The sequence below is a fragment of the Leptospira levettii genome, assembly GCF_002812085.1.
GTDB lineage: Bacteria > Spirochaetota > Leptospiria > Leptospirales > Leptospiraceae > Leptospira_A > Leptospira_A levettii.
This window is the reverse complement of the sequence record NZ_NPDM01000001.1, coordinates 1,021,070-1,046,109: the sequence shown is the minus strand read 5'-3', so window position 1 is coordinate 1,046,109 and position 25,040 is coordinate 1,021,070. Positions and strand designations below refer to the sequence as shown.

Below are 25,040 nucleotides of genomic sequence, written 5' to 3'. Positions count from 1 at the left end.
GATTTAATATCAAACTATCAAACCTTAAACCAATTGTCAATCGGTTTCTTGGCTCTTTTGGAAAAGTTCCTTCATTAGCCTAAGAGTGCCAGATAGACCAAGCACCACAGATGAAGCTGCTACACCACCCATGAGGGCGCCCGCCACTCCTGGCGAACAAGCATCTGCACCTGTTAGGTAAAGATTTTTGACAGTTGTCCTTACTCCTAACCATTCTTGGCGAAAGCGTTCTGGTGTACAGGAAAGTCCATAAATGGAACCTTCTTTGTGACCCGTAAAGTATTCAGTAGTAATGGGAGTGGACAACTCCGTGAACTCGATCATGTCCCGAAAACCAGGAAACCTTTCTTCCAAAAACGCCAACATTCCCTCTGTGATGGTAGCTTTTAATTCATTGTAATCCTCGCCTCGTTTTTTCCAAGGTTCCTCCTTCCATTTTGCGAAATTTGTATAATCAGCAAAACTAATCGCTTCGGCTGTATGACCTTCTGCTTCTGGATTTTTTAACGAAGGAAACGACAAATACATCATTGGTGGTTTTCCATGGATTAAATCATTTCGTTTCGCATAACTTTCGTCATGATCTACATTTGGAAAGATCCAATGGTTCTCTCCATGAAATCCGAGTTTTGTCGGAGATTCCTTAAAACCAATATAGAGCGTAATGGATGTGGTACCTTGGGTACTTAAAGATTCTAATGGAGATACAAACGCCTGTGAATATTGTTTCGGCAAAAGTTTTTTATAAGTGGTGTAAGCACCTGCATCAGAAATGATTTCATCAGCAAAAAAACTATGTTCGGTGATGGTTTTACCTTTTTGTACATCCACCTTCACTCCAATCGCTTTGTCTCCGTCCAAAATGATTTCCTTTACAGTGTGGAGGATTTTCATCGCACCACCGTTTTTTTCGACAATGGGTTCAATTGAATCTACAATTTTTGAAGATCCACCAATCGGAAAATAACCTCCGTTAAAGTAATGTGCCACAATCATAGAATGGATGGCAAAAGAAGAATCTTTGGGGGGAAGACCATAATCACCCCACTGAGAACAAAGTAAGGCTCTCAGGTTCTCATCTTGGAAATGAGAGTCCATGTATTCTTTCGTTGTGATGTAAGGAGTTTTGATATGGTCTAAGCCCAGTAACTTTGCTGCTTTTTCAAAAAAAGCTGGCAATGCTTTGAGAGTGAAATGCCTACCAAACCATTGAGTGAACGTTTCAACATCCTTGAAGTATTGGTCGATAGCCTTTTCTTCTTTGGGGAATTTGGATTTAAGATCACTTCGAAATCGTTCTTTTTCCCCATACACGGGAAAACTGAAGCCTGGGTAATCAAAGACCTCAAAAGGTTCTTCCATTTTTTTCCATTGGACTCCACGTTTTGTGACTGAGTCAAAAAGTGTTCTTAACATAGAACCTTCAGCCAAATCACCAATGTAATGGATTCCCACATCCCATTCAAACTTTCCTAAACGTTTGAATGTGTGTGTAAAACCACCTAACTTAAAATGACGTTCGAGAACTAAAACTTTTTTGTTTGCGACCTGTGATAGTATGGAAGCAGCGGTTAACCCGCCGATTCCAGATCCAATGATAATGACATCGTATTTAGTTTCCATGATTAGTATTTTGTCTCAACTGTGTAATCCAAAGTCACTGTTTCACCTGCTTTGAGTGGAACATCAGCATAGGTTTTTGTTGAGGATTCCTTGATGAACTTGTGAGAAGATTTTGTTATGGTCCAGTCTCCCCATAAACTTGCATAAAATCGAATCTCAATCGCTTCTTTTTTTCGATTTCGAATTTCAACGGAATAAGAAGATTTATCCCCTCTAGAAAGTTTGAACACTTCATAAGAAAGACGTTTTCCATTGGCAACGACATCAAATGCTTGGCCAGTTTTGATTTTTACATCTTCGTTTTCAGGTGTATGGTCAATTGTATCTTCACCAAGTAATTGTTGTCTACCTTTGGAATCAGCTTTAAAAACACGAATGGTTCCTTGAGGCAGTGGTCTTCCTAAGTTATTCTTTTTTGCATTTTTGAAAATGTACTTAATCGTGGCATTATTGAAATTTTTTTCATTTCCTTCATACATAGGAAGGTTTTCGAAAACAAAATACTTTTTAATTTCAATTCCTTCCGATTGGAAAAGTTGTACCTGTTTGGTTTGGTTGTATCCTATAGTTGTAGGTTGGTCTAAAGTGTAGAGGTAGTATTCGGAAAGATTTTCTTGGTTAAATTCAGGAGCAGAATCAGCCATTTCATCATATTCTTTCGCCATCGTTTTTTTTACATAACGAGGTTGAGGTGTGTAGGCTGGTCTATTGGAAAGCAAATTTACTTTGCCTGCAACTAACTGAAGTACTGCATTTTTAAATTCAGCACCTGAATTATTATTCAGCGTGACCCAAGAATTAAGTCCGCATTCGTTTTCTTCTTTGTCTAAAACAAGAATATAATCGGCAGACCAACCAAGCCCATTGGTTTGATAGGAAACTTCTACTGATTGTTCTTTCTCGGTTTCATTCTTCAATTTCCAAACTAACGTTGGTTTAGCGAATAAATTTTCTGGAATCGTTGGTACTGTGACACGTCCATTGTAACCTAAAGAGACTTCATTCCCAATTTGGTAGACAGGATTTCCATTATTGGCAATGAGTTTGGCTTTCACGGAGGTAGTTTTTTCTTTTCCATCTTGGTAAAGAGTTACCTCTTTTCCAATGTATTTGTCCATGAGCCGTTCTGGGGAAATTAAATCATATTCATAGTTTTGTTCAAAGACAGTTAATTTTTTTGGGTCTTCCCCTTTCACTCTCACAGTTTGTGGAATGATTTGTGAAGGCACATCTTCGAATCGTAATGTTTTGATACCTTTTGAAAGATTGAGAACTCTTGTTTCTCTTACTAGTCCAATCCCACCATTATAAATGGTAACACTCACTGACTTACGATCTGATTCAGTTGATAAATCAAAAGCACTGTCAGAAGTGATGGTGGTAGTGGTAAATAATAGAAATGTAAGACTTGTGATGGTTACTATTTTGGATTTCATGAACTCTCCCATGAGCATTCTACAGTCTGAAAACTTAAAAAACGAATGCAACTAAAATCGTTAGGGGAAAACTGCACTTTAAGAGGATTCATATGACAAATGTAGTAAAAATCGGGGTAATTGGTGGAACAGGACTCTATTCAATCGATGGAATGGAAATTCTTAAGGAAATTCATCCTGATACACCGTGGGGAAAACCTTCAGATACAATTACAATAGGTCGTTTTAAAGGAAAGGAAATTGCTTTTTTACCAAGACATGGCAAAGGTCATTTTTTAAATCCAAGTGAAGTTCCGGCACGCGCTAATATTGCCGCATTAAAACAGTTAGGTGTCGAAGAAATTATTGCATTTAGTTCTGTAGGAAGTTTGAGACAAGAAATTGCTCCTAGAGATTTTGTGATTCCATCTCAAATCATTGACAGAACAAAAGCAAGGCATGCAACATTTTTTGAAAATGGTATGGTTGCACACGCTCCTTTTGCAGATCCTTTTTCGCCTGGACTTGCAAAAAAAGTAGAAGATGCAGCAAAACAAATTAATCTTCCAATACATACAAACAAAACTTTAATCTGTATGGAAGGACCATTGTTTTCCACTCGGGCAGAATCTCATATGTATCGATCTTGGGGTGCCGACATCATCAACATGACAGTATTACCTGAGGCAAAATTAGCAAGAGAAGCAGAAATCCTTTATCAAATGGTTTGTATGTCTACTGATTATGATTGTTGGAAAGAAGATGAAGCGCATGTAACATTGGAAATGGTTCTAGCGAACTTAAGTGCCAATGCTGACACTGCAAAAAAATTATTATCCACTTTGATCGATCATTTAGGAAAGTCGGATGATACTAGTTTGGTGGGAAGTACAAAGTTTTCTTTAGTGACTGCTCCAGAAAAACGAAATCCAGAGCAGATTAAAAAATTAAAATTTTTATTTCCAAGTTACTTCTAAACTTGTGCAACAGCTTGCTCCAATGTAGGAAAAATTTGGAGCAGGCTTTTTAATTTCGTAAGTTCTAAAACATAACGAACCTTTTCAGACGGTGATACGATGCGAATGTATCCCTTTTGTTTTACGAGTCTTGAGTGGATTCCTAAACAAACGCCTAATCCAGAACTATCAATATAACTGACTTGTTCAAAATTTAAAAAGATATGATTGATTCCTTTTGATATGAGAATCTCTAGATTTTCTTTCATGACTTGGGAATTGTATAAATTTATTTCTCCCGATAACTCAAAATAAACGGCAGATTCCGGGAGTGGGACAAATCTTTGTTGCAGGACTTCCATTTTGAAATCACCACTTTCTACGGTATAATCATCCCAATTATCAATCATTTGGAAATTTCCTTCACTCCATCCGAGATTTGAAACTTGTAGAAGTCTAACGCAAGGTTAAATTTTTGTTGATAACTTTTTTTCATTTCTTCGTTTATTTTGGCAAATCTTTCCTTTTTGTCTAGTACGAGTACGCATCCGCCAAATCCTCCTCCAATCATCCTTGCACCCATGACTCCTAAATCTTTAAGTTGCGATACAATGAAGTCTGTTTCTTCACAAGAGACTTCAAAGTTTTTAGATAAGGAGTCGTGTGCTTCATACAAGGCAGCTCCCACCTTTGAAAATTGGTTCGATTCCAATCCTTGGATTACTTGATTTGTTCTTTCTCTTTCGGAAATTACATGACTTGTTCGTTTGAGTTCATCTGGAGTGAGGTTACAATTTTTTAGTTCCGAATCTGTTAAGGTAACATCATACAATTGTTTAAAATTTGGGAACTTTGAATGAATTTTTTGCAAAGCCGATTCACATTCTAACCGTCTCCGATTGTATGCACTGTCTTTTAAGTTATGTTTTACATTGGAATTGATGAGATAAAATTCATGATCGCCTAATTCAAAATGATGATAAGAATAATTTAGAGTATCAGTGTTTAATGAAATACAATCATTTTGTTTTCCAACTGCGATGATGAATTGGTCCATAATCCCACACTTGGTACCAACAAAATTATTTTCGGCTTTTTGCCCGATGACTGCTATTTTTTCTCTTTTGATACCCAGTCCAAAACATTCTGAGATGGCAAAACCTGTTACCACTTCTAAAGCAGCGGAAGATGAAAGGCCAGAACCTTGGGGAATATTTCCATCCACTAATAAATCAAAACCTGGAATGGAATGTCCCTCGGCTTCCAACTCAACAATCACTCCTGTAATATAATCAGTCCAAGGTGCATTTTGATTAGATAAAAAAGGTTTTTTGATGGAGATGGTTTCGTTAAATGTTATAGAATGAAATCGATAGAGATTAGATTGATTTGGCCGTAAAAATACTTGGACTGAAAAATTGATCGCTGCTGGTAGAACGATTCCACCTAAATAATCTACATGTTCACCAATGATATTGATCCTTGCGGGCGCTTCAAACAAACGCGGATTTGTATTTGTTTTTCCAAATATACGTTCAAATTGATTCAAATTTTCTTTACTTCTCAATGAATCCACTTCATCTTCCTTTCGATGCTATACTTTATTTTAGGACTGGTGCCATGTCGAATCTAAAAATTTCTGATCGTTTTGTGAAACCCTTCCTCCCGCAAAATCATCTGGAAACAGAATTAGAAAGGGCAGAAACAGCTCGTCAGACCCTTTTAAATCGAACTGGATTAGGGAAAGAATTCTTAGGATGGGTAACTTTGCCTAGCCAAATGAATTCAGAAGACTTACAGACAATTCGAAAAGCTGCTGAAACCATCCAATCTCATTCGCAATACTTAGTCGTTGTAGGTATTGGTGGTAGTTATTTGGGTGCAAGAGCGGTCATCGAAGCACTCACTCCTGAGTTTAGTCATCCTGAAACACAAAAGAAAACGGTCAAAATTTTATACGCCGGGCATCATTTAGATGCAGATTACCATTTCCGTCTCCTTGCATTTTTAGAGAATAAAGAGTTTTCCGTAAACGTGATTTCTAAATCTGGAACAACAACTGAACCAGCTATCGCCTTCCGTTTGTTACTTTCTTTGTTAGAGAGAAAATATGGAAAAGAAAACATTAAAAATCGAGTGTTTGCAACTACCGACAAATCTAAGGGTGCTCTCAAACACTTAGCTGATGAATATGGATTTCCGACATTTATCATACCTGATGATGTAGGAGGTAGGTATTCTGTTTTTACACCTGTTGGATTACTTCCAATTGCAGCTGCTGGATTTAGCATCAACAAACTAATTGATGGTGCCAAACAAATGCAATCGAATCTAAAATCTACAACTTCTAAAGAAGGTAACTTAGCTAGCTTATATGCTGCGATGCGAAATGGATTATATGGTTTAGGAAAAACAACAGAGATTTTTGTATCTTATCAACCAACATTGAATTATTTGGCGGAATGGTGGAAACAGTTGTTTGGCGAAAGCGAAGGAAAAAATGCAAAAGGTATTTTTCCAGCTTCCGTCCAATTCACAACTGATTTGCATTCTATGGGACAATACATTCAAGATGGTGAAAGAAAATTAATGGAAACTGTCATAAAGATTGAAACTCCAAAACAAGATGTTTATCTCACCGAAAAAACAGATGATAATGATGGTTTAAATTATTTAGCTGGGAAAAAACTTTCTGAAGTGAATCAAAGTGCAATCTTAGGAACTCTGATTGCACATAAAGATGGAGGAGTGCCTTGTATTGAAATCATTTTACCCACTATTAACGAAGAAGTTTTGGGTGAACTTATGTATTTTTATGAATTTGCATGTGCTATTTCTGGTTATATGTTAGGTGTAAATCCATTCGATCAACCTGGTGTTGAAGATTATAAAAACAATATGTTTGCTCTACTCGGAAAAAAGGGGTATGAAAAACGAAAAGAAGAAATTCTAAGTCATATTGGACCGACTTAAGAATGATTTTATCTTAGTTAAGTTGGAACCGAATACATCTTTGTTTAGATACGATTCCCATAATTCCTTCGTTCCCAAATCTAAAACTTCACCGGGGAATATTTCTCCGGTGATCTCACCTTTAATTGCACATTCTCGGAATGTATCGGACAAATCATAAAAATGATTTTTTTCCAAGTTGGATAAACAGGAAGGATCAATCACAGAAAGTCCTATATAATAGAACTCACCTTTGCCAAATTCCAAGGTACCATCTTTTCTAATTGAAATTTTTGTATAATTTTCGCCCTCTGGAATCGGTAATAAATATAAATGAATTTTAATTCCTTTCGCCAAACTATGTTTTGGTGTAAATTCTGAATTGGGGAAAAATAAAGTATCAGGATTAATGAGTAAAATTGGTTCTGAATCCGGATTTTCTGGTAATGCAGTACGAATTCCTCCAGCAGTTCCTAAGATTTTATCTTTCTCAATAGAAACCTCTATTGGAAAACCTGTGAAGTTTTTTACATGATTGAGAATTTGTTCTCCTAAGTAGTGTGCATTGATCCAGACTTTTTGGATTTTCCAAATATGTAATAAGTAGAGTGCATAATCAAGTAAAGTGATCGATTGGATTTGTAAAAGTGGTTTCGGAGTGTTTTGAGTGAGGGAACCCATTCGTTTGCCAAAACCAGCTGCAAGTACAAACGCATTCATAATTTCTTAAAATCCTTATGTAAAATCAACTCCTCTCTTAAACTCCTCACAAAAATAAAAAGTGAATCCGGAAACATTCCTAACTGGATGATTTCTTCCAATTGGTTTAAACAGGAAACGATCGATGGTTTGAATTTGTCCTTTTTGTGATCGGTTACCATTCGAAAATATGTACCAAGTGCTTTAAATGATCTTTGTAGAGCTTGCAGATAAAATGTATCTTTGAATTTTTTTGATTGGTCTATATTTCTTTCTTCAAAGTATTTGAGCATCTTCATCCTAAATTCTCTTGGAAGTGGATAATAAGCATCATACAAAATTGATGCTAAATCATACTGTGGTACACCCATTCGTGCGTCTTGGTAATCAATCAGTACATAGTCTGAATTCGGTGATCTTAAAAGATTTCGACAATGAAAATCTCGGTGCGTAAAAACATTGATGGGGTATTGATTTAAATACCCAACTGTCTCTTCAATAAAAGCCAGAGCTTCATTTGAGAATGAAGTTTTGATTTTATAAATTTCTTTAAAAGCATTAAACTTTTCAATTGTTAGATTAGTTTCAAAACTAAGTTTCTCAGTATCGAACTTTCTGGTTTTTACGAATCCAGGTGGATCGAGTGATTGTAATTTTAAAATTAATTCAATTAGATTCGTAAAGTGATTTTGGTATTCAGTTAAATGATAGGAACTATAGTCCAATTTTCCTTCGAAAGACATACAAATAATGCCTAAGTTTTTATTCGATTCAAAGATTTTTGGAACATGAATGCCATTCTCAGACAAAAATTGACTTAAAACAATAAAGTCTTCGTTTACTGTTTCATCAATACAGACAACTTCTTCCTTATCCTTAGATGTCGAAATATGAAAGTATCGCCGGCTGGATGCTTCTTCTTGTAAAGGAGTGATGTTACAATTTTTTCCATAACGAGAATGGATAAAATCTAAATGAGTTTCATTGATTCCAGTATGCACGTTACGAACTAGGATTCGGAAACCTCAGGAAAAATAAAATGAAATTTGGAACCTTTCCCTGGTGTAGAGTCAATTTGTAATTCGATTTCAAAATTCTCTACAATTTGTTTTACCACAAACATTCCTAACCCAGTACCTTTACCCAACTCTTTTGTGGTAAAATAAGGTTCATAAATTTTATCCAACGTTTCCTGGGACATGCCTTCACCATCGTCTGTAACAATTAGATGGCCTCTTTTGCTTTGGATATACGCTTTGATTTCGATTGTACCTATGTTGTTTGTTGCATCAGCCGCATTTAATAAAATATTTGATAGTAATAATGCAAATTGATCAGAATTCATACGAATTGGTATTCGTTCCGTAGAATCTTCGCGTTTGATTTGACAATATTTGAGTTTTGCAGTTTCTTTAAACACTTGTAAGACTGACGATATTTCTGAGTTTAAATTTAAGACTTCAGTTTTTTCTGTATTCGATTTTACTGATTTTCCCAATTGCAAAAGATTCGAAGTTAATGCTCTTAATTTTTCTGTTTGGTTAAGAGTCACTTTAAGTGCACGATCTTTTAACATTAGGTCTGCATTTTCACGTGAAGCCATTTCGACAAATCCTTGGATGGCTGTTAATGAATTATTGATTTCGTGGCCAATACTTGCAGCAACTACAGATAAAAATGCTCTTCTTTCAGAGTGAATTAATTGTTCCACCATCAATTTTTTTTGTGTTACATCTCGGATAACACCAGTATAAAATGAGTCACCATCTAAACTATAAGAACAAATTGCAATATCAGCAAGAAAGGTGGAAGAATCTGATCGTTGTAGTGTTACGTCAGAGAGTTGCAAAGTTGATTTATTTGGTTCTTGGCTTAGTACATTGGAAACTTGACTCATATACTTTTGCATTTTATTTTCAGTAAATAAAATACGTACATTTTGTCCGATTAAATCTAGTGGAGAATTAAATCGAAACATATCAAAACTTGATTTGTTTGCTGATACAATGATTAGTTTGTGATTGATAGTAATAACTGCATCCGATGTTGCATTCAAAATAGCCGCATTTTGACGGTTAAGATCTAAATTCTGTGTCCGAAGTGCTTTTTCTAATTTTTCGGACAACATCAATTTTTCTAAATCTGAATCCTTTTGGTTTTTTACCTCTAATGCTCGTTTTACGACTGAAAGTAACTGGGTTCTATCAACCGGCTTTGATATATATTCATAAGCATGATAACGAATGGCAGCTTCTGCTGATGATAAATTTGGATTTCCAGTGATTAATATGACAGGTAAATTTATGTTTTTTTCAGCTATAAATTTTGTGAAATCAATACCAGACATTCCTGACATCAAAATATCTGAAATCACTAATGAAAATAATTCTCCTGATTCGATTCGTTTTACTGCATCAGATGCAGATTCAGAAAGTTCAATTTGATACCCCTCACGTGATAAAACACGTTTTAATGCGATACGAATGTCTTCTTCATCATCGATAATTAATATTTTATCCATTTTCATCCGCATGAGCAGGCAAAAAGATTTCGACCTTTGTTCCTACACCATTCTTTGTTTTGATATAAATCTCACCACCGTGTTCGGCGATGATTTTTTTGGAAATTGATAAACCCAATCCTGTTCCTTGTTTGTTTCGCCTTGTTGTGAACAAGGGTAAAAAAACTTTTTCCAATGTATCGTCATCGATTCCTGGTCCGTTGTCTTCCACAGAAAATACGACCCAGTCTTTCTTTTGACTCCTAAGAAAATCAATTCCCAACTCAATTCGAGGATTCTCTCTGGGAATTTCCATTTCTGACAAAGCATTAATTGAGTTTACCACACAATTGATCAACACTTGTTCGATTTCCTGCCAACGTACAAAAATTCCAGGTAAATTGGGGCCAGCATGCCTTGTGAATTGTATATTCTTTTTACGACAACTCACCTCGACAAGTTCACTTGTTCTGACTAGTATGTAATAAGGAGAAACAAAATCACGATTTGGGCTTTCCATTCGGCCCAAATCAAGTAAAGCCTTTACCAAGTCACGGATTCTTAAATTTGCTGCTTCAATTTTCTGAAGGATATTTTTTCTTTCATTTGGATCCGTTTCATCGACGGTAATTAAATCTTCAAGATAGAGTAATGCACTTTGGAGGGGATTATTAATTTCATGCGCAAGTCCTGCCGCAATCTCCCCAATACTTGCAAATTTCATTGATTCAATTAATTGTCTATCTAATCGTTTTGCCTCGGTGATATCAGAAAATACTAACATTACCTTTTTATCATTAGGATTCAGTTTTCTAACAGGAATAAACTTTATTTCGAACGTTCGATCCTCACCTAATAACGAATAATCAAATTCGGCTCTTTGTGTAGTTTGTGAAGTTATCGATAAATTTAAAACTTCAATCAGTCTATTCTTTTCACTTACATCGAAATATTGAAAAATATTCTCTCCTACTTCAAATGCCAATAGTTGAAATAATAAAAACTTAAAAATAGGAGCTACTTCAATGATAATTGCTTCTTGGTTAACGATTACAAATCCATTGTTGATAGTTGCAAAAAAGGTTTTTAATTTCTCTTCTCCGTACCTGATTGTATTTTCTGCATTTTGTAAGGTAGATAAATCTAATAAAAGTATAGTAATATTATTGATACCATTTGAGTAATTTGGTGTAACAAAACTTTGCAATTGAAACTTTTGTTTTTCACCTAGTCCTGAATGAATATCTATATCATGTTTTATATTTGATTTTAATAAATCAGATTTAATGGGTTTAGGTAAAGTGAGTAGATCGAAGATTGATTTTTTTTGGATCTGTTCCAAGGTAATGGAAAAAAAATCTAAAAATCGTGTATTGGCAAACTGTACTTTTCCGAATGAATCAGTGATTAAGAATGGAATTTCTAATCCCTCATTTTGTGGCAGGTGAACAGTCTCTGTTATTTGTTTCCATTGTATGTAGAGAATATAAATTTCATCGAAACCATTCAAAACATCATCAGTCGATGAAAACTGAACAGATACTGTCAAAGTTTCTAAATTTACTTTTTTACACTGGATTTGGTAATTTTCTTTCTGATTAGGTCTTTGTTTCAATAAACTAGATACTTTGTTTGAATCTTCAAAGATTAAATCCATCGGGCATGGAAGGGTAAAATTCAAACCCAAAAGATTTTTAATTTGATCATGACAATACAATACATTTTGGGATTTAAGATCGACGAAAAGATAGGGAATCGAGGAATGGGAAAGTAACTCCGATAACTTGTGAATTTTTGTTTCTAACATTATGTTTAAAATTTTTTACCGAAGCCTATATCGAAATTATCAGTCCCAGAGACGTAAATCAATGAAAAATATGGGTGGAATTCCCTCTTATGTCAACTTGGGAGGCCACAAAATTTTTTATTGGAAGTTTGGGAAAGGAAACCAAAAACCTATCGTTTTTTTTCATGGATTACTAGATGAAAGTTTTGGATTCCGAAGAGTCGTAAAAGAATTGTTAAATGATGGATACCCATTGTATGTTTTTGATTTACCTGGCTATGGAAAAAGTAAACTTCCACTCGTAAAATACCTCTATCAAATCGATGTATGGGCAGATTTACTTCTTGAGTGTTTAGAAAAACTCAATTTGAGTCAAATTTGTTTAGTTGGACACTCGATGGGTGGACTTATTTCTCAACACTTAGTCCTTCATGACAGAAATCACCTTGTAGATAAATTGATTTTACTCGCACCAGGTGGAATTGCCCATCCGGAGCGCGAAAAAATGCGAAAGATTCTATTTCCAAAAACGGAAAGACAAGTGGTATCGTTGTTACGTTATTTATACGGCGAAGAGTTTCCTGAACCAGGTTATTTATTTCGTCATACACTTGTTACGATTTGGAATGATAAACCAAATGAATATTTACAAGAAAATACTCTTAGAAGAGAAGATGAGATTTTTTTCGGTTCTAAAATGAAGGAAATTAAAATTCCAACTTTGATATTGGCAGGTGCTGAAGATGAAATCACACCACCTTTTATGATGAAACAAATGAAATCATTTATCAAAAAAAGTAAATTGGTCTGGATTCCAAAAATAAGACATGCCATTCATTTAGAAAAACCTGATGTTGTAGCAAAGAATATTAGAGAATTCTATAATTCTTAATTACTCTCCATCATCCCCAATCGCATCGACTGGACACATTGCCATGGCTGCCTTTGCCTGTTTTTCCTCAGTTGGAGTAGATGGTTGTTTTTTAAAGAAAATGTGCGTTTCGTCCGCATTGTATTCTAAAAGGTTTGGAGCTTCTTTGACACAATCATTGCAGGGAACACAAGTCTGGTCGACATAGTATTTTCCTGGTACATTCTCGGGTTGTTTGATACTTTTATCTGCCATACAGTATTTTTACTTTTTAACAGACCCCCCCCTATAAAATAAAGCATATATGACGAAAAAGAACATCCTCATCGTCGAGGATGAACCATTCCTCGGACTCAATATCAAACAGAAAATCGAATCATTTGGTTTTCATGTGATTGCTGTTGTACCTTCTGGGGATGAGGCCTTTCAAATTGTCTCAGAAAAGGTGCCAGACCTAATCCTTATGGACATCAATTTAGAAGGATCACTCGATGGTATCGAAACGGCCGAATCTTTACGTGACCAATTCTCAGTTCCTGTATTGTTTTTGACCGGATTTTTGGACGAGACTTCAAAACAACGAATCAATCAAAATCCGTCTTATGCCTATCTCATGAAACCATTTTCAACGGACCAATTAAAGGAAGCCGTTACTGGTTTTATGGTTTAGTTCTCAATTTTCCTTTCCCAACGTATTAAAAATTCTCGATTCCCGTCGGCCCCCTGGATGGGAGATTCCATAAGACCAACAAATCTAATTTTTGGATCAGCTTGTTTGATTTTGTGCCAAACATTTCTGATCGCATAACCAATCAATTGCGAATCAATCAAAACACCTTTCTCTAATTTAGAGGGATGTACTTCAAACTGAGGTTTAAAAAGTGTAATTCCTTTCCAGTGAGTCTCTGGGTATTTCACAAACAATGAATGCAAAAATGAAAATACAGGTACCAATGAAATAAAACTAAGATCCATTGTGATCCATGTTTCATTTGTGAGAGGTTCTAAAGGTAATAGTGGTAATTCTTTTAAGTGGGTACGGTCGAACACAGTTACTCTTGGATCATTCGCAATCTTTTGAGCCAATTGGCCATATCCGACATCAACTGCAAATAGTTTGGAAGCACCTTTTTCCAGTAACACTTGGCAAAATCCACCTGTGGAGGCTCCCAAATCAAGACATGTATTTCCATTGATTCGAATGTCTTTCCAATGTTCAAATGCACCTAACAATTTATAGGCACCTCTCGAAACATAGGATTTGATCTTTTCTTTGGTTCTCACCTTGTCTTTCAATGAAATGAGAGTCCCCACTTTTGAAATGACAGTATCATTTACGAGAACAGAACCAGATAGAATTAAAGATTGGGCTAATTTTAAATCGGTAACAAACCCTTCCCTTACGAGAAATGTATCGAGTCTAATTTTTTCTTTCTGCAATGTATTTAGGTAATCCTAAAAAGAATTCATGATTCATAGAAGAAAGTTCAGAGGCAAGTGAGATGGCTTTTTTTACAGACTCGGATCTGAGAGATTTTGTTTTTTCCATTCCATACAGACTTGGATACGTCAATTTCCCTGCTTTTGCATCCTTACCTGGGGTTTTGCCAAGTTCTTCTAAATTTCCTTCTACATCGAGGATATCATCTGTGATTTGGAATAAAAGTCCAATTTCTTTCGCATAACTTGAAATTACGGATTCTCTTTCTTTCCAATCAGGTCGTAATCGATTCCCTAATAAAAAGGATGATTCGATTAGTGCTCCTGTTTTTTTTTCATGGATAGAGTGAAGTTTTGATTCTCGGTCGGTGTTACTTGGATTTTTTTCTTCTTCGATGTCTTCCATCTGTCCTTGGATCATCCCCTTCATACCGGCACCATTGTGAAGGATTTGAATGGAATCACGGATGAGAAATGGATCTTCGGTATTCATCATAGACAATAGATAAAAACTAAGGGAGTTGAGAGTATCACCGGCTAAGATGGCTGTTGCCTCATCAAATTGTTTGTGGCAAGTTGGTTTCCCGCGGCGGGTGTCATCATCATCCATTGCAGGTAAGTCGTCGTGGATGAGAGAATAGGTATGAATGCATTCAACTGCGAGCGAAGCAAGTAAAACAGAATGGTCTTTAGTTTGGATGTTTTGAGATAATTTGTTAGGTTCAAAAAAAGAATTTAAAACAAAAATTGGTCTCACTCTTTTTCCACCAGCCCTTAGGCTATACAAACAAGCTTCTGTTATGCGAGTTTTTGGTGAAAATAAAGAAGGGGTATAGGATTCAAAAAATGAATCAAAAATTTGTTTTGAGTATTGTAAGATTTCGGTGAAGGTAATTGGCACGATGGACTGGAACCGGTTCCGAATTAGAACCGATCCTTGTATTGATAAACAACTTAGTTAAGTTCGTAACCTTTGAAGAAAAACGCAATTTCTTGTAATGCGTTTGCTACAGAGTCAGAACCATGAACTGCGTTAGCTTCTTTGCTTTCAGCAAAAAGTGCGCGGATTGTTCCTGCTTTTGCTTCTTTAGGGTCAGTCGCACCGATTACGTCTCTCCAGTGAGCCACAGCATTGTCACGCTCAAGGGCACATGCCACGATAGGACCAGATGCCATGTAAGTGCAAAGGTCATTGTAAAAAGGACGAGCTGCATGAACTGCGTAAAATTGTTTTGCGTCTTCAAGGCTGAGTTTTAGGAATTTCATTCCTAGGATTTTAAATCCTTCTTTCTCGATTCTTTGAAGGATGTCACCGATGTGTTTGTTTTTCACTGCATCGGGTTTAAGCATGATAAAAGTTCTTTCCATATCTCCAGTTGCTTGGAGAAACCGAAAAAAGCAATCGAATCTTTAGGTGGTTAAAAAACGTACCAAAAGAAAAGAAGTAGGGAGGAGGTCCATTTTTTCAAAACCTAACTCTTCCCAAACATTCAAATCGATGAGGATCAGTGAATAGCCTGTGATTTGGTTGATCGCAATTGGATAAGGGTTCAAATCTGTTTCCGGTTGGATCAGATTATCCACTTTGATTTTGTTTGATTTCATCCCTTTTAAGGAAGTGAGTTTTTGAGCAAAACCTAAGATGGGGTCTTTGTCCCCTTTGTAAAGGATGGCCACACGTTCAATGGTTTCTAGGCCATTGTCTATGAGAACCCCAACTGTTGCGGGGCAGTAGTTCAGAATGCCTTTGATTTTTCCACCCGTATAACTACGCGAGAACAATGGTTTTGCCGCTCCGATAAGAAGGATGTCCGAGTGTTTGATTTTGGCAAAGTTTACGATTTCATATGTGACATTATCAGTAATTCGATATTCGGTTTGGACTTGGATGCCTAAACTAGAACCTGTTTGGCGAATCGCTTCAAAACTGGCATCTCGATACTTCCTGATTTCTTCATTCGAAAGGGAGTCGTTAGGTGAAATGTGCAAAGCGATGAGTTCTAAATTTCTCTTTTGGTTTCCCGATAATGAGAAGGCAAATCGAACTAAACTTTTTCCCATTTTTTCTTGGGCAAAAGCAACAAGGACTCTGAGTTTACTATCTGATGGTTTCTCTGGAGAGGATGTGTTTGCAGTCCTTGCGAAAAACTTTTGGATTCCGTCAAGCAGTGGTCCCGTGGAAAGAGTTGTGACAAGTGCCATTAGAACAAACACAGCAAATATTTCAGGGCTGAGGATTCCTAAATCATAACCAATGTTCAGGACAACCAGTTCCATAAGGCCACGTGTGTTCATAAGAGCACCAATGGATAAAGAGTCTTCCCAATTGGATCCTGCTACTCTAGCAGCAAAGGCACTTCCTAAAAACTTACCCACTACAGCAACAAGTAGAACAAGTCCAAACACAAGCCATAGGTGAGACCCATTCAAAAGAGTGACTTCAGTACGAAGACCTGTGATCACAAAGAAAATAGGGAGGAATAAAATAACGGCAATATCTTCTATTTTTTCAGCGATGAGTTTTTTTAAGTTTCCTTCTGCAGGCATGATGACACCCGCAAGGAAAGCACCAAAAAGAGCATGGATCCCAATCACTTCTGTCGTGAGAGAGGATAAAAATAAAATCATTAATATGAGAGCAACTGCAGTTCTTGTTAGGTTTTCGCGTGAAATATAAATGGAACCCAATCGTTTGAGAAATGGTGCCACTAAATAAATCATGGTTAAGATATAAGCAAAAGACAATCCTATCGTAAATAAGGCAGTGTTTAAGTTTCCTGCTTTGGAGATTGTCACAATGATCGCAAGTAATATCCAAGCGGTAATATCATCGGCTGCTGCACAAGTTAACACCATGGCACCGAGTGGTGTACGTGTGAGATTTCGTTCCTGTAAGATTCGTGCAAGGACAGGGAAAGCAGTGATACTCATTGCGATCCCCATAAAGAGTGAAAAGGATAAAAATCCTACGTTTTTGGGAGCATAATCCGTATAAAAATAATAAGCTAAAATCATCCCCAAAAAGAAGGGAAAAATAATACTCGCATGACTGATGATAATCGCCGAGTGGGCTTTGTTTTTAAGAACAGAAAGGTCTAGTTCCATTCCTATGATGAACATAAACAAAACGAGGCCAATTTGGCTTAAGGTGCCGAGTGTTGGTAGGCTTGCAGGTGGGAATAAAAATCCCATCGTTTCAGGGAAATAATAACCAAGTAGGGATGGACCAAGTAAAATCCCAGCTACGATTTCACCCATGACAGATGGTTGTTTCAGTTTTCTCGTGAATAGGTAACCAACAAAACGAGCACTTCCACAAACCACAATGATTTGAATGAAGAGTAAGGCTAATGGATGGTGGAAACGATTGAAGAAATTTTCAGTGTCTAAATGTTCACTCGCAGTGACAGTAAGATTTTTTGCAGTTTCTAAAACACTCCCAGCTTGGAGTAAATAATATCCTAAGGATCCGAACAGAAGTAAAGTGAAACCGTAAAAAACAGAAGAACGAGTTTTCATAGACCCTCAAGGTTCCGATCAAACGGAGAATTTTTTCACAAGTGCTTCGCCAACAACATCAGGAACTTGGTTCGATACTGCTCTGCCGTGTCTTGCTACTTCTTTGACGATTGTAGACGACACAAAAGAGTACTCATTGTCAGCCATTAGGAAATAAGTTTCAATTTCTGGGGCTAATTTTTTATTCATGAGTGAAATTGCATATTCATAATCAAAATCTGTGACAGCTCGAAGGCCACGTAGGATGACCCTAGAATTTTTTTCCTTACAATAATCTACAGTGAGTCCTTCAAAGGAATCAATTTTGATTTTGTCCCAACCATGGAAAACCTTTCCAATCATCTCTACTCGTTCTTCTGGTGAGAATAAAGATGTTTTTTTAGAATTGATGGCAACAGCGATGATGATCTCTTCAAAAAGAGGATGAGCACGCCGTATAATGTCTAAATGTCCATTGGTAAATGGATCAAACGAACCGGGGTATACGGCGATATTTTTCATCTTAGTGGTTCACCCTTGCCCATTCTTTCATTGGTAAGCCATACAAATTGATGAATCCTTCTGCATCATATTGGTTGTAGAGTTCTTCCTTTTCAAACGTAGAAAGGCCAGCGTTGTACAAGGATTTGTTGGATTTTCTTCCGACAACTGTACAATTTCCTTTGTACAATTTGATTCGAACAGTTCCATTCACATACTTTTGTGTATAATCCATATAGGCACGGAGAGCATTCATCTGGTTAGAATACCATTGACCATTGTAAATGTATCTAGCAAATTCTTGGGAAAGTTCGTCTTTTTTATGTTGTGTGTCTCGGTCTAGTGTGATGGATTCTAAATCACGGTGAGCAATGTGGAGGATGGTACCACCTGGTGTTTCATATACTCCTCGAGATTTGATTCCAACGAGTCTGTTTTCGACAATGTCCACACGACCCACTCCATTTTTTCCACCTAATTCGTTTAAGGTTTCCATCACTTCGAGAGGATTCATTTTTTTTCCATCGATCGCAACACAATCTCCATTTTCAAAATCCAATTCCAAATACGTTGGTTTGTCCGGAGCTTTTTCTGGCGAAACAGTCAGGATAAACATATCTTCTTTTGGTTCATTGAATGGATCTTCTAAAATCCCACCTTCAAAGGAAAGGTGCATAAGATTTCTATCCATACTGTATGGTTTAGCGGCTGTTACAGGAACAGGAATCCCTTTTTTCTTTGCATATTCAATCAGGTCTGCTCGGCCACCAAAATTCCATGTTCTCCAAGGAGCAATGATTTGTAAGTTAGGCGAAAGAGCTTTGAATGTAAGTTCAAAACGTACTTGGTCATTCCCTTTTCCAGTTGCACCGTGTGAAAAAGCATCAGCTCCTTCTTTTTTAGCAACTTCTGCCATTGCATTTGCGATGAGAGGACGTGCGAGAGAAGTTCCAAGTAAGTATCGCATTTCATAAATGGCATTCCCACGAATGGCTGGGAAAATAAAGTCACGTGCAAATTCCAATCTTAAGTCTTGGATGTATACCTTGGATGCTCCGGTGTTTTTACCTTTTTCTTCAAGGCCAGTGAGTTCTTCCTTTTGGCCAACATCGGCACAAAAGGCGATGACTTCACAACCATAGGTATCTTTCAACCAAGCAAGGATGACTGAGGTGTCGAGTCCACCTGAGTAAGCGAGAACGATTTTTTTGGGAGCAGGTTTCTCTTTCATAGAATAAGGTCAAAATAAAAGAAAAAACCAAGAACACAATTAAATATTGTCTGAATCGAAATACTAGTGTAGATTTGGTGGATGCGTTTTTTTGTCTCTTTGACTCTTTTTCTGTCCATTGGATTTTCCAACATCCAATGTAAAAAACAGCAAGTGGAACCGAGTGTTCTTTCCGATGCCCTTCCCAAACCAAAAATTTTCATGCAAATAGAAGGCAAAGGCAAACGTGGAACTGTCATTGGTTTGGAACCTTACTTAAACAAATACAGTTATGCTACGGAAGAGAGTTTTTATTCGAGTTTGAAGGAATACTTTCAAAAAGCAAAAGAAAACGAAACCATCTATGTGGACAGATCTATTTTCGTATTACCAGAATACCTCGGTACTTGGCTCGTTGTCACAGCAGAAGACAAATCCATTTTTGGTAAGGTTACCATTGCTGATGCGATGGAAGAGTTAGTGAAACAAAATCTTGGTTCCTTCTTATGGCATTATCTCTTTAGCAATTCTTTTTCGAATGACCACTTAAAGGAAACTCTCTTTCGGATGAAAGCATGGCAAATGGCCGATCGTTACCAAAGGATTTTTTCACGTTTGGCATTGGAATACCGAGTGGGGATTGTTGCAGGTTCCATTGTATTACCTCATCCTAAAGTAGTAGAAGGAAAAATCACTCCTACCGATGGTCCTTTGGAGAATGTGAGTTTTTATTTTCACCCTGACGGAAGAGTGGATGAACAAATTGTGCGTAAACTCTTTCCCATCGAAGAAGAAAAACAATTTTTAGCCGAAGGAACATTGGATCAAAATCCAACATACCGAACTCCTATTGGAAAATTATATACGATGATTTGTGCTGATTCTTGGTTTCCCGAAGTGTATAAAGAATTAGAAAACTCAGAAGCAGATATTTTAGTAGTTCCTTCGTTTGTTGCTCCAAGGGATGCATGGCAGACAAAATGGAATGGATACAATGGTTATGCGAATCCAAAAGATGTAATAACAAAAGATATAGGTTCCATCACAGAAAAAACTGCATGGAAAAAATATGCAATGTTAGGTCGGCTAAAAGTTCCCAATGTAAAACTTGGAATCAATGTATTCTTTCGAGGTGAAATTTGGGATATGACCGCTGGTGGTGATGCATTTTTCCAAAAGATGGGAAAACCAGTGAACAATTTGGTCAAAGAAGAAAAAAACCAAGGTAGGCTGTATGTATTCTATCTCTAGAAAAACATTTCTCACATTGCTTTTGTTTTGTGCAGGTATCAAATCCAGAATCAAAATATTTTATTTTAGCGAATCTGAAACCAAAACTGTCACAAGTTTTGCCGAGGTTGTTTTACCAATTGGCGAAACTGGAATGCCGAATTTAGAAGAAGCAAGTGTTATGCGAAGATTAGATGAAGAGTTGTATTTTGTTTCCGATGAAATCCAAGAAGACTTTCACTCTGCAGTTTTAGTCTTGGAATACCTTCCTTTTTTTTACGGAAGATTTCGTTGTTTTTCGAACTTGGAACCAGAAGAACGAATTCGGTTATTGGAAATTTGGGCAGAGACAGATTCGGATACAGTTCGTGCAGTTGTTGGGAATTTAAAACTTTTAGTTTGTCTCGTGTACTATGGTCATAAGTCTACTTGGGAATTGATCTCTTACCCAGGTCCGTTTGCGAATCCACCTGAGAAATGGAGTGAGGCAAGACTTCATTACCAAAATTTACTCAAAGGAAACTAAGGTAAAAAATGAAAAAATCAGGGATGTATCGAGATTATAAAAGTTACCAACCAGGGGAAGTCATCCAGGTGGATGTGGTAGTGATTGGTTCAGGTTGTGGTGGTGCTACAATGGCCTACGAACTTTCGAAACGAGGGATCAAAGTGGCCCTTCTCGAACAAGGTGGAAATTATCATACGGGAACCTTTGATAATCATGAATTGAATATGGCAGGAAAAGTTTCTGCAGAAAGGAATTTTCACACCACAAGTGATGGTGGGATCAATTTGGTATATGGTAATAATTTAGGTGGAGCTTCCGTACATTATTGGGCAGATAGTTACCGTACCCCCGAAGATCGCCTTCTTTTATGGAATCGTAAATATGGAATTGAATACCACCTCCCCGAAGACCTAAATCCATATTGGTTGGACTTAGAATCTGACTTACATGTTACACCAGCAACAGAAGAATATTTTAATCCCATGAATCGATTGTTCCGAAACGCATCACAACGATTAGGTTGGGAGGGGCATCATGTCCCACAAGCGAGGAAAAATTGCCAAAAATCTGGCCATTGTATGCAAGGTTGTATGTTCGGAGCAAAACAATCCCAACTCATCACTCATATTCCCAGTGCAGTTCGACTTGGAACCGATGTGTATACTGATTTACGTGCTGAACGATTGGACATTGTGGGAAACCAAGTGAAGGGTCTTGTTGCTGTGGTGATCGATAGACGTACTTTGAGGCAAACCCAAACCAAACTCCGGTTCCAAGCAAAAGCTGTTTGTTTATCGGCTGGCGGTTTTGGAAGTAGCAAATTTTTACTGAAGAATGGTCTCAAAAAAAGACTTCCTGCCCTTGGAAAATTTTTGGCCATCAACCCTTCTCCGATGGTGAATGCACTTTATGAAGAACCAATTGTCCAATGGCGGAATATCCCTGCTGCTTATGGAGTGGAAGGTTTTCGTTTGGCAAAATTCCAAAACGGCTCTTACAAGGAAGGTGGGTATATGCTCATGCCAAACCAATTACAACCAGGTACCCTTGCCGCATTACTACCAAGTTTTGGTAAAGACCACTTCCGTTATATGAAACAACTAGAGTATTTGGGTGGAACCATAGGATGGATTGATGATGTGGATGGGGAACTTGGATCCATAGACGTGGATTTTTTTGGAAAAACTAAAGTAAACTATCCATTTGGAAAAATCACCAAACAGATATTTAGCGACTTAACATATAAACAGATGAAATTGAATTTTGAAGCAGGTGCCAAAGAGGTCTTCCTTGCTGGAATGAAATTAAGGAAATACACAAAGTTACCTAAAAAAGAAGAAATTGATGCCTTGGCTTGGAGGCCAGCAGAGTTTCCAATGGCGGCTCCTCACCCTGCTGGGGGTTGTCGGATGGGAAAGTCGATTGAAAATTCCGTGGTCAATTCCAAACACCAAGTACATGGATTTCAGAATTTGTTTGTAGCTGACTCTTCTGTATTTCCAACAGGAGTCAGTGTGGATCCAAGTTTTACCATTATGGCGTTTAGTAAAAAAGCGTCAGAGTTCATAACGGAAGTTATTTGAGATTTTTATTTCGAAAAACTGCAACTGTTTCTACATGATCTGTCCTTGGGAACATATCCACCGGTTGTAAGGAGTTTAAAAAATATTGTCTCGCTAATAGGTTTGTATCTTCTCTGAGGCTCATGGGATCACAGGATACATAGACAATTTTATTAAATCCCATACCGAGAATGGTCTCTGCGACTTCTGGACCAAGGCCAGTTCTCGGTGGATCGATTACAATGGTATCATAGTTTTTTCCATATAGGGAAGGTAATACTTCTGCCACTCTCCCTTTACGAAACCTAACATTATGCACTTTGTTGAACTTCACCGATTCCAAAGCAGTTCGATGTGAATTTGGATTTTCTTCTATGCCAAGAACTTCTTTACATTGGCCTGCAATCCAAAAGGAAATGGTTCCTATCCCCGAATAAGCATCAATGACACGTGAGTCTTTTTCAATTTCATCCAATACTAAATTGTATAAACTCGGAGTTTGGATTGGATTTACTTGTAAAAAGGTTGAAAGACCTACACGGAATTTGTGTTTTCCAAAATGTTCGTGAATATAAGGTCTACCCCATAACAGATGTTCCTCGCGACCAAGTGCCATCGTTGTGTGTTTGGTATTGATATTATGAATGATACCCACTAGTTTTCCAAATTTACCCGATTTTCCAATTCGATTTTGGATAGCAGTGTGAAGTCTTTTTGATGCATCCTTAGCGTGAGGTAAGTCTTCCTTGGCAGTAACAATGCCTAGAATGATTTCCCCAGTGGAAAAAGACTTCCTTGCAACAAGGTACTTCATCATACCTCGTTTGGATTTTTCATTGTATGGTAATAATCCTTCTCGCCTAGCCCATTGTTTGACGGCGAGTGCCACTTCTGTTAAACCAGGGTCTTGGATTTGGCATTCTGTTTGGTCTAGAACAAATGTTGCTTCCCGGTTGAAAAGTCCGAGTGTGAGCAATGTTTTGTTTCCGACATTACGTCGGCCAAATGGCAACTGGATTTTGTGGCGGTAGTATTCTGGTGAAGGACTTGGAACTATGGTTTTGAATTCCACATGGCGGTATGCTTTAAAGAGTTCTTTGATGTTTTGTTCTTTTTTTCGAAGTTCTTTTGTGTAGTCGATGTCGAGGAAATTACATCCACCACAGGTTCCGAAATGAGTACAGATGGGATTGTTAGATTTTGTTGTGTTCATTTTGGTTTTCCTGAACCAACCAGTTGGTCAATGGAATTGTATCCACGTTCTTTCACTACCTTATCCAAATAGGCACAAATTTGATACGGTAAAAAAGGACCTTCGTATATATAACCAGTATAAATTTGGATGAGATTGGCACCTGCTTCTATCATCTGTAAGGCTTTTTCTCCTGAATCAATCCCTCCCACACCGATGATGGGAATTTTCCCTTTTAGAGTTTGGTACGCAAGAGAAACAAATCGAAGTGATTTTTGGAATAAGGGGCCACCTGATAAACCACCTTCGGGAGGATTTGCTTCACCTAAACTCTGTTTATCGAGAGTGGTATTGGTAAGGATTACACCACTTATTTTGTATTCCAAACAAACATTGAGATTTTCGATAAGTTCTTCTTCGGAGAGATCTGGAGCAAATTTTAAATACAATGGAATAGGGAATGAATTTGAAAATTCTTTTTGGATCCCAACAATTAGATCTATTAAACTTTGTTTGGATTGTAGGCTACGTAATCCTGGAGTATTTGGTGAACTGATGTTGATTACCGCATAATCTCCGTAAGGTAGTAATTTTTTAAAAGTGTAAACATAATCACTGACAGCATCTTCTAAAGCAGTGACTTTCGATTTTCCAGCGTTGATCCCTCTTACTCCCATTTTGGATTGTTTTTTTAATTGGATCTCCGCATTGTCAGCCCCTGGGTTGTTAAAACCCATTCTGTTTACAAGAGCTTTTACGTTCGGGAAACGGAATAATCTTGGTTGTTCATTACCTGGTTGTGCTTTTGCAGTGATGGTTCCCACTTCTATAAATCCAAATCCCATGTGGATCATGGTTGGGAAAAGTTCTGTTGTTTTATCAAATCCCGCTGCAAGACCAACTGGATTTGGAAAACGGATCCCTTGGATGGTTTGTTCCAAACGTTTGGAGTTGTATTGGAAAAGAAGGCTTAGAGTTTTATGGAAAAACGGGATTTTTTTGGATAAAGAAAGAAAAGTAGCGACTAGATGGTGCGCTGATTCAGGGTCTAAATGGAAGAGAATGGGTTTGATCAGGTGGTGGTAAAACAAGGGAAA

General features: G+C 37.2%; 24 protein-coding genes. 7 read left to right on the top strand and 17 right to left on the bottom strand.

The genetic code is table 11. The annotated features are described in order from the left end of the window. Positions 1-36: 36 nt before the first annotated feature. A complete protein-coding gene (locus tag CH354_RS04825) occupies positions 37-1,623 on the bottom strand; it encodes a phytoene desaturase family protein (protein WP_100766311.1) in 1,587 nt (528 codons plus the stop codon). 2 nt (positions 1,624-1,625) lie between these two features. Further along, positions 1,626-3,059 carry a DUF4139 domain-containing protein gene (locus tag CH354_RS04820; RefSeq protein WP_100766366.1) on the bottom strand — a complete coding sequence of 478 codons (1,434 nt, stop codon included), beginning with the start codon at positions 3,057-3,059 and terminating at the stop codon, positions 1,626-1,628. Between the two features lie 92 nt (positions 3,060-3,151). Here CH354_RS04820 and mtnP point away from each other — a divergent pair, with 92 nt between their 5' ends. Beyond that, complete coding sequence (gene mtnP, locus CH354_RS04815) at positions 3,152-4,015, top strand: S-methyl-5'-thioadenosine phosphorylase (protein WP_100716173.1); 864 nt, start codon at positions 3,152-3,154, stop codon at positions 4,013-4,015. On the opposite strand, the gene CH354_RS04810 is transcribed toward mtnP, so the two are convergent. Further along, entirely contained in the window at positions 4,012-4,404 is a 393-nt protein-coding gene (locus CH354_RS04810; RefSeq protein ID WP_100716174.1) for an STAS domain-containing protein, read from the bottom strand. The two genes, mtnP and CH354_RS04810, sit on opposite strands and share 4 nt — an antisense overlap. Further along, the gene (gene galK, locus CH354_RS04805) at positions 4,401-5,570 is read right to left on the bottom strand and encodes a galactokinase (RefSeq protein ID WP_100766310.1); all 1,170 of its coding nucleotides are present in this window, start codon (positions 5,568-5,570) and stop codon (positions 4,401-4,403) included. The genes CH354_RS04810 and galK overlap by 4 nt, the downstream gene beginning before the upstream one ends. Before the next feature lie 44 nt (positions 5,571-5,614). Between galK and CH354_RS04800 the strand changes: the two genes are divergently transcribed. Then, positions 5,615-6,967 carry a glucose-6-phosphate isomerase gene (locus tag CH354_RS04800; RefSeq protein WP_100725945.1) on the top strand — a complete coding sequence of 451 codons (1,353 nt, stop codon included), beginning with the start codon at positions 5,615-5,617 and terminating at the stop codon, positions 6,965-6,967. On the opposite strand, the gene CH354_RS04795 is transcribed toward CH354_RS04800, so the two are convergent. Genes CH354_RS04795 through CH354_RS04780 form a run of 4 tightly spaced genes read right to left on the bottom strand, consistent with a single transcriptional unit; the run spans position 6,944 to position 11,952 of the window. Further along, positions 6,944-7,666, bottom strand: a complete 723-nt coding sequence (locus tag CH354_RS04795) for a nucleotidyltransferase family protein (protein ID WP_100725581.1) — start codon at positions 7,664-7,666, stop codon at positions 6,944-6,946. The genes CH354_RS04800 and CH354_RS04795 overlap by 24 nt on opposite strands. Next, on the bottom strand, positions 7,663-8,646 hold the full coding sequence (locus CH354_RS04790; protein WP_100725580.1) for a phosphotransferase: 984 nt from the start codon (positions 8,644-8,646) through the stop codon (positions 7,663-7,665). The genes CH354_RS04795 and CH354_RS04790 overlap by 4 nt, the downstream gene beginning before the upstream one ends. Positions 8,647-8,654: 8 nt before the next feature. Continuing rightward, positions 8,655-10,166, bottom strand: coding sequence for a hybrid sensor histidine kinase/response regulator (locus tag CH354_RS04785; RefSeq protein ID WP_100725944.1), 1,512 nt, complete (start codon positions 10,164-10,166; stop codon positions 8,655-8,657). Continuing rightward, positions 10,159-11,952 (bottom strand): ATP-binding protein, encoded by a 1,794-nt coding sequence (locus CH354_RS04780; protein WP_100725579.1) that lies wholly within the window; start codon positions 11,950-11,952, stop codon positions 10,159-10,161. The genes CH354_RS04785 and CH354_RS04780 overlap by 8 nt, the downstream gene beginning before the upstream one ends. 61 nt (positions 11,953-12,013) lie before the next feature. Between CH354_RS04780 and CH354_RS04775 the strand changes: the two genes are divergently transcribed. Continuing rightward, positions 12,014-12,823 carry an alpha/beta fold hydrolase gene (locus tag CH354_RS04775; protein ID WP_100716179.1) on the top strand — a complete coding sequence of 270 codons (810 nt, stop codon included), beginning with the start codon at positions 12,014-12,016 and terminating at the stop codon, positions 12,821-12,823. On the opposite strand, the gene CH354_RS04770 is transcribed toward CH354_RS04775, so the two are convergent. Beyond that, positions 12,824-13,057, bottom strand: coding sequence for a ferredoxin (locus CH354_RS04770; protein WP_100716180.1), 234 nt, complete (start codon positions 13,055-13,057; stop codon positions 12,824-12,826). Between the two features lie 49 nt (positions 13,058-13,106). Between CH354_RS04770 and CH354_RS04765 the strand changes: the two genes are divergently transcribed. Continuing rightward, entirely contained in the window at positions 13,107-13,472 is a 366-nt protein-coding gene (locus tag CH354_RS04765; protein WP_100716181.1) for a response regulator, read from the top strand. Here the strand turns inward: CH354_RS04765 and CH354_RS04760 are convergent. From CH354_RS04760 to CH354_RS04735, 6 genes are read right to left on the bottom strand one after another with little or no spacing between them, the layout of a single operon-like run. After that, a complete protein-coding gene (locus CH354_RS04760) occupies positions 13,469-14,242 on the bottom strand; it encodes a TlyA family RNA methyltransferase (protein WP_100725578.1) in 774 nt (257 codons plus the stop codon). The two genes, CH354_RS04765 and CH354_RS04760, sit on opposite strands and share 4 nt — an antisense overlap. After that, on the bottom strand, positions 14,223-15,146 hold the full coding sequence (locus tag CH354_RS04755) for a polyprenyl synthetase family protein (protein ID WP_420843822.1): 924 nt from the start codon (positions 15,144-15,146) through the stop codon (positions 14,223-14,225). The genes CH354_RS04760 and CH354_RS04755 overlap by 20 nt, the downstream gene beginning before the upstream one ends. Before the next feature lie 50 nt (positions 15,147-15,196). Beyond that, a complete protein-coding gene (locus CH354_RS04750; protein ID WP_012387121.1) occupies positions 15,197-15,610 on the bottom strand; it encodes a nucleoside-diphosphate kinase in 414 nt (137 codons plus the stop codon). Between the two features lie 42 nt (positions 15,611-15,652). Beyond that, a complete protein-coding gene (locus CH354_RS04745) occupies positions 15,653-17,761 on the bottom strand; it encodes a cation:proton antiporter domain-containing protein (protein WP_100725576.1) in 2,109 nt (702 codons plus the stop codon). Between the two features lie 18 nt (positions 17,762-17,779). Continuing rightward, positions 17,780-18,262 carry a pantetheine-phosphate adenylyltransferase gene (coaD, locus tag CH354_RS04740; protein ID WP_015677103.1) on the bottom strand — a complete coding sequence of 161 codons (483 nt, stop codon included), beginning with the start codon at positions 18,260-18,262 and terminating at the stop codon, positions 17,780-17,782. Between the two features lies 1 nt (position 18,263). Then, positions 18,264-19,472, bottom strand: coding sequence for an argininosuccinate synthase (locus tag CH354_RS04735; RefSeq protein ID WP_100725575.1), 1,209 nt, complete (start codon positions 19,470-19,472; stop codon positions 18,264-18,266). Between the two features lie 81 nt (positions 19,473-19,553). Between CH354_RS04735 and CH354_RS04730 the strand changes: the two genes are divergently transcribed. From CH354_RS04730 to CH354_RS04720, 3 genes are read left to right on the top strand one after another with little or no spacing between them, the layout of a single operon-like run. Further along, positions 19,554-20,702, top strand: a complete 1,149-nt coding sequence (locus CH354_RS04730; protein ID WP_100725574.1) for a nitrilase-related carbon-nitrogen hydrolase — start codon at positions 19,554-19,556, stop codon at positions 20,700-20,702. Then, complete coding sequence (locus CH354_RS04725) at positions 20,686-21,207, top strand: hypothetical protein (protein WP_100725573.1); 522 nt, start codon at positions 20,686-20,688, stop codon at positions 21,205-21,207. The genes CH354_RS04730 and CH354_RS04725 overlap by 17 nt, the downstream gene beginning before the upstream one ends. A gap of 8 nt (positions 21,208-21,215) precedes the next feature. Then, on the top strand, positions 21,216-22,772 hold the full coding sequence (locus CH354_RS04720) for an FAD-dependent oxidoreductase (protein WP_100725572.1): 1,557 nt from the start codon (positions 21,216-21,218) through the stop codon (positions 22,770-22,772). Here the strand turns inward: CH354_RS04720 and rlmD are convergent. Continuing rightward, a complete protein-coding gene (rlmD, locus tag CH354_RS04715) occupies positions 22,765-23,964 on the bottom strand; it encodes a 23S rRNA (uracil(1939)-C(5))-methyltransferase RlmD (protein WP_100725571.1) in 1,200 nt (399 codons plus the stop codon). The two genes, CH354_RS04720 and rlmD, sit on opposite strands and share 8 nt — an antisense overlap. Then, positions 23,961-25,034 (bottom strand): quinone-dependent dihydroorotate dehydrogenase, encoded by a 1,074-nt coding sequence (locus CH354_RS04710; RefSeq protein WP_100716191.1) that lies wholly within the window; start codon positions 25,032-25,034, stop codon positions 23,961-23,963. Before CH354_RS04710 ends, rlmD begins: the two co-directional genes overlap by 4 nt. Positions 25,035-25,040 lie beyond the last annotated feature (6 nt).